The organism is Candidatus Hakubella thermalkaliphila, assembly GCF_013281975.1.
In the GTDB taxonomy this organism is placed as follows: Bacteria; Actinomycetota; Humimicrobiia; order Hakubellales; family Hakubellaceae; genus Hakubella; species Hakubella thermalkaliphila.
Map to the genome: position 1 here is coordinate 1 of NZ_BLRZ01000131.1, position 3,918 is coordinate 3,918.

General features: G+C 52.8%; 3 protein-coding genes. All 3 read left to right on the forward strand.

The window, feature by feature from the left end; all coding sequences use genetic code 11:
• Positions 1-1,740, forward strand: a 1,740-nt coding sequence (gene carB / locus HW443_RS09685; RefSeq protein ID WP_176238114.1) for a carbamoyl-phosphate synthase large subunit, incomplete at its 5' end; no start/stop codon positions are given.
• A 17-nt stretch (positions 1,741-1,757) separates the two neighbouring features.
• The gene (locus HW443_RS09690; protein WP_176238115.1) at positions 1,758-2,585 is read left to right on the forward strand and encodes a dihydroorotate dehydrogenase electron transfer subunit; all 828 of its coding nucleotides are present in this window, start codon (positions 1,758-1,760) and stop codon (positions 2,583-2,585) included.
• Positions 2,586-2,728: 143 nt separating this feature from the next.
• Positions 2,729-3,700, forward strand: a complete 972-nt coding sequence (locus HW443_RS09695) for a dihydroorotate dehydrogenase (protein WP_246273253.1) — start codon at positions 2,729-2,731, stop codon at positions 3,698-3,700.
• Positions 3,701-3,918: the final 218 nt, after the last annotated feature.

A 3,918-nucleotide genomic window follows, 5' to 3' on the forward strand; every position in this document is an offset into this window, starting at 1 on the left:
AGGCAGGGCTACTCGGATCACCAGATCGCCTGGCTATGCGGAGCCACGGAGGTGGAGGTAAGGGAAAAGAGAGGGGAGCTGAGAATCCGCCCCACTTATAAAATGATCGATACCTGCGCCGGAGAGTTCCAATCAGAGACGCCCTATTTCTACTCCACCTACGAGGAGGAGTCCGATGAGGTCCCTTCCCTGACCGGGAGAAAAGCTATCATCCTGGGAGCAGGCCCCAACCGTATCGGTCAGGGGATCGAGTTCGACTATGCCTGTGTTCAGGCCTCCTTTGCCCTGAAGGAACTGGGGTGGGAGACCATTATGGTTAACTGCAATCCGGAGACGGTGAGCACTGACTATGACACCTCGGACAGGCTCTACTTCGAACCCCTCACCTACCAGGATGTCATGAATATCCTGGAGGCAGAGAAACCGGATGGACTGATTATCCAGTTGGGTGGACAGACTCCGCTGAAGCTGGCCCGCAGGTTATCTCAAGCAGGAGCAAAGATACTGGGGACTTCGGCGGAAAAGATCGATCTGGCTGAGGATCGGGAGAGATTCAGGGCGCTCCTGGAGCAGTTACAAATACCCCAGTCTCCCTCTGGCACAGCAGCCAGCCTGGAGGAGGCCGTGAAGGTGGCTGCCCAGGTGGGTTATCCTGTGTTAGTAAGACCCTCCTATGTCCTGGGGGGACAGGCTATGAGGATAGTTTACGACCGGGAATCTCTGGAAAGATATATAAGTTCGGCGGTAGAGGCCTCCGGAGAGCATACCGTGCTCATTGACAAGTTTCTGGAAGGGGCCATTGAAGTAGATGTGGACGCTCTGGCCGACGGGGAAAATGTCTTTATCGGAGGAATCATGGAGCATATTGAGGAAGCCGGCATCCACTCCGGCGACAGCGCCTGTGTCATTCCACCATACTCTTTGGGGGAAGAGATTATCGAGAAAATAAAGAACTACACCTGTCTGCTGGCTAAGGTTCTGGAGGTTGTAGGGCTGGTCAATATTCAGTTTGCGGTGAAGGATGAGATGATATACGTTCTGGAGGCCAACCCCCGGGCCTCCCGTACCGTTCCCTTCGTGAGTAAAGCTACCGGCATACCTCTGGCCAGACTGGCCGCGCAGGTTATGGTGGGGAAGAAATTGAAGGAATTTGGGCTGGAGGGTGTATCCAGAAAAGGATTCTATGCGGTTAAAGAGGCCGTGCTTCCCTTTCGTAACTTTCCGGATACAGATACCGTGCTGGGTCCGGAAATGAGATCCACCGGTGAGGTCATGGGAATCGATGAGAGCTTTGGCCGGGCCTTTGCCAAAGCCCAGTTGGCCGCGGGGGTCAGGCTACCCCACAAGGGCAACATTTTTATCAGTGTCTGCAATCGGGATAAGCGGGCGGTTATCCTGATTGCCAAAAGACTCCAGGAGATGGGATTCAACATTTTTGCTACCAGGGGTACCGGAGACGTACTGCAGGCCAGTGGAGTAGAGTGCGCCAGGGTAGCCAAGATCCGAGAGGGAAGGCCTAATGTTCTGGATATGATTAAGAACGGCGACATAGATCTCATCATCAATACGCCTCGAGGGAGAGGGTCCCGAACCGATGGCTATTACATGAGGACGGCCAGTGTGGTTCACGGCGTACCCTGCATCACCACTATTTCCGGGGCGATGGCCGCTCTTCAGGCCATAGAGGTCCTCCTTTCCTCAGAGCTGGAGGTTAAAGCTTTGCAAGACTGGGTACAATAGCAAGGACGGTGTATTGATTGGTCTCTCAAGCCAGGCTTGTAAGTTCCACCTTAATCAAAAAGAACTGGATGACTGATGAAGTGGTCCGGTTGACTTTCTCTGATCCCCATATCCCAGCGTTGGCAGTGCCGGGACAGTTTGTCTTCCTCAGGCCTTCTCCCTTGAATTACCCCTTGCTGCGGCGACCCTATTCTTTGTTTGATGTGGATGAAGAAAAAGGGGTCTTTGACCTGCTGGTAAAAGTGGTGGGGGTAGGAAGCCGTATCTTAAGCCAGAGGTCGGAGAGGGAAATGGTCGACCTCATTGGGCCTCTGGGGAATGGGTTCTTCCTGAGTGATAACTCAGGTCAGAGAGAACTTCTGACCTGGAGTGACTCTAAGCATCTTATTGTTGCCGGAGGCATGGGCATTGCCCCTATGCATTTTCTGGCCAGGAGGCTGAAGGAGAGGGGAGAGGAAGTGGTAGTTCTTTTTGGAGCCGTATCCAGAAATGAGGTCCTTTGCTCTTCTGAATTTCAGGAACTGGGTGCTCTCTTTGTAGTGAGCACAGAAGATGGATCCCTGGGAAAGATGGGAAAGGTGAGCTCTCTGATACCGGAGTATCTGAGCCGGGACAAAAGGATTCAGATTTATGCTTGTGGTCCCAGGGGCTTGCTTAAAGAGGTAGTGGAACTTTCTCGGAGAGAAGGCCTTCTCTGCCAGGTCTCCCTGGAAGAAAGGATGGCCTGTGGGCTGGGTGCCTGCCGGTCCTGCGTCTGCAAAGTGGGCACTGAAAGCCAGTTTGAATATAAAAGGGTGTGCCGGGATGGACCGGTATTCAGGGCGGAGGAATTGGTGGTAGAGTGAAGCCTGATCCAGAACTTGGACCGGGGTTCCGAGGCACCGGGCAGCCCTTTGATAAAGACTTTTTCAGAGACCCCAGGGAGATGTCCTGACCAAATGCTTGGGGAAAATGGTAGGTAAATCTCCCTTGAGCCAGGAGTTTGAAGTTGGGAAATAACAAAATAAATCTGGAGGTCCATCTAGGAAGATTAATCCTGAAGAATCCAGTCCTGGTGGCCTCCGGGACCTTCAGCTACGAGTACACAGAACTCATAGACATCTCAAAATTGGGAGCGGTAGTCACCAAGGCAGTTACTCTCCGCAGACGCCAAGGCAACCGCCCACCTCGAACCTGGGAGACATCCTGTGGACTTCTCAATTCTATCGGTCTGGAAAACCCAGGGGTAGAACATTTCCTGGAGAAGGGCCTCCCTTGCTGGAGGAGATGGCCCGTCAAGTTGATTGTCAACGTGGCCGGGGAGACAGTGGAAGAATATGCCGAGCTGGCCAGGATTCTGGATGGGGCTGAGGGTGTGGATGCCCTGGAGGCCAACATCTCCTGTCCTAACATCAGGGAAGGAGGGATCTTCTTTGGGGTCAATCCGGAAATGTCCTATCGGGTTATCTCGGCCATGCGATCCCGCACCTCCAAACCCCTTATCGCCAAGTTGACCCCCAACGTGACCGATATTGTCTCTATTGCCAGGGCCTGTGTTGAGGCTGGAGCCGAAATTCTGTCTCTCATCAACACCCTGCGCGGTCTGGCTATAGATCCGGATACTTTCAGGCCCCGCCTGGGGAAGGGATTCGGGGGCCTTTCCGGACCAGCCATCAAGCCCGTGGCTGTGGGCATGATCCACCAGGTCTACCGAGCTCTGGACGTTCCTCTTATCGGCATAGGGGGAATCCTGGATTATCGGGACGCGGTCGAATTTTTCCTGGCCGGGGCCAGGGCTGTGGCCGTGGGTACGGGAAATTTCGTCAACCCCAGGATCCCTTTGGAGATAATTGAAGGCCTCACAAAATTCCTGGAGGAAAAGGGGATGAGGGGGGTCGAAGATCTGGTGGGTAAGGTAAGGTTTGAAGTAGGAGCTACCTGGCCCAGATTCCCACGGACCGAGGGAGAACTAACAATTTGAGGCTTGGGTTATTGTTAATGACATAGCGCGCTTGAGCCTTATGTTATGTTAATTAAAAACTTATAAACTGATAGCCACAATATTAAAATAGGTCTGTTTATGAACCGGCTGCAAACCCATCCCCTGGTAATGCCATTTCAGATAGCCCCCGTTATGGATTTTGGGGTCATACATTTTTTTCTTGACAAGGAGATGATAATATGATATAGTGGAACTAT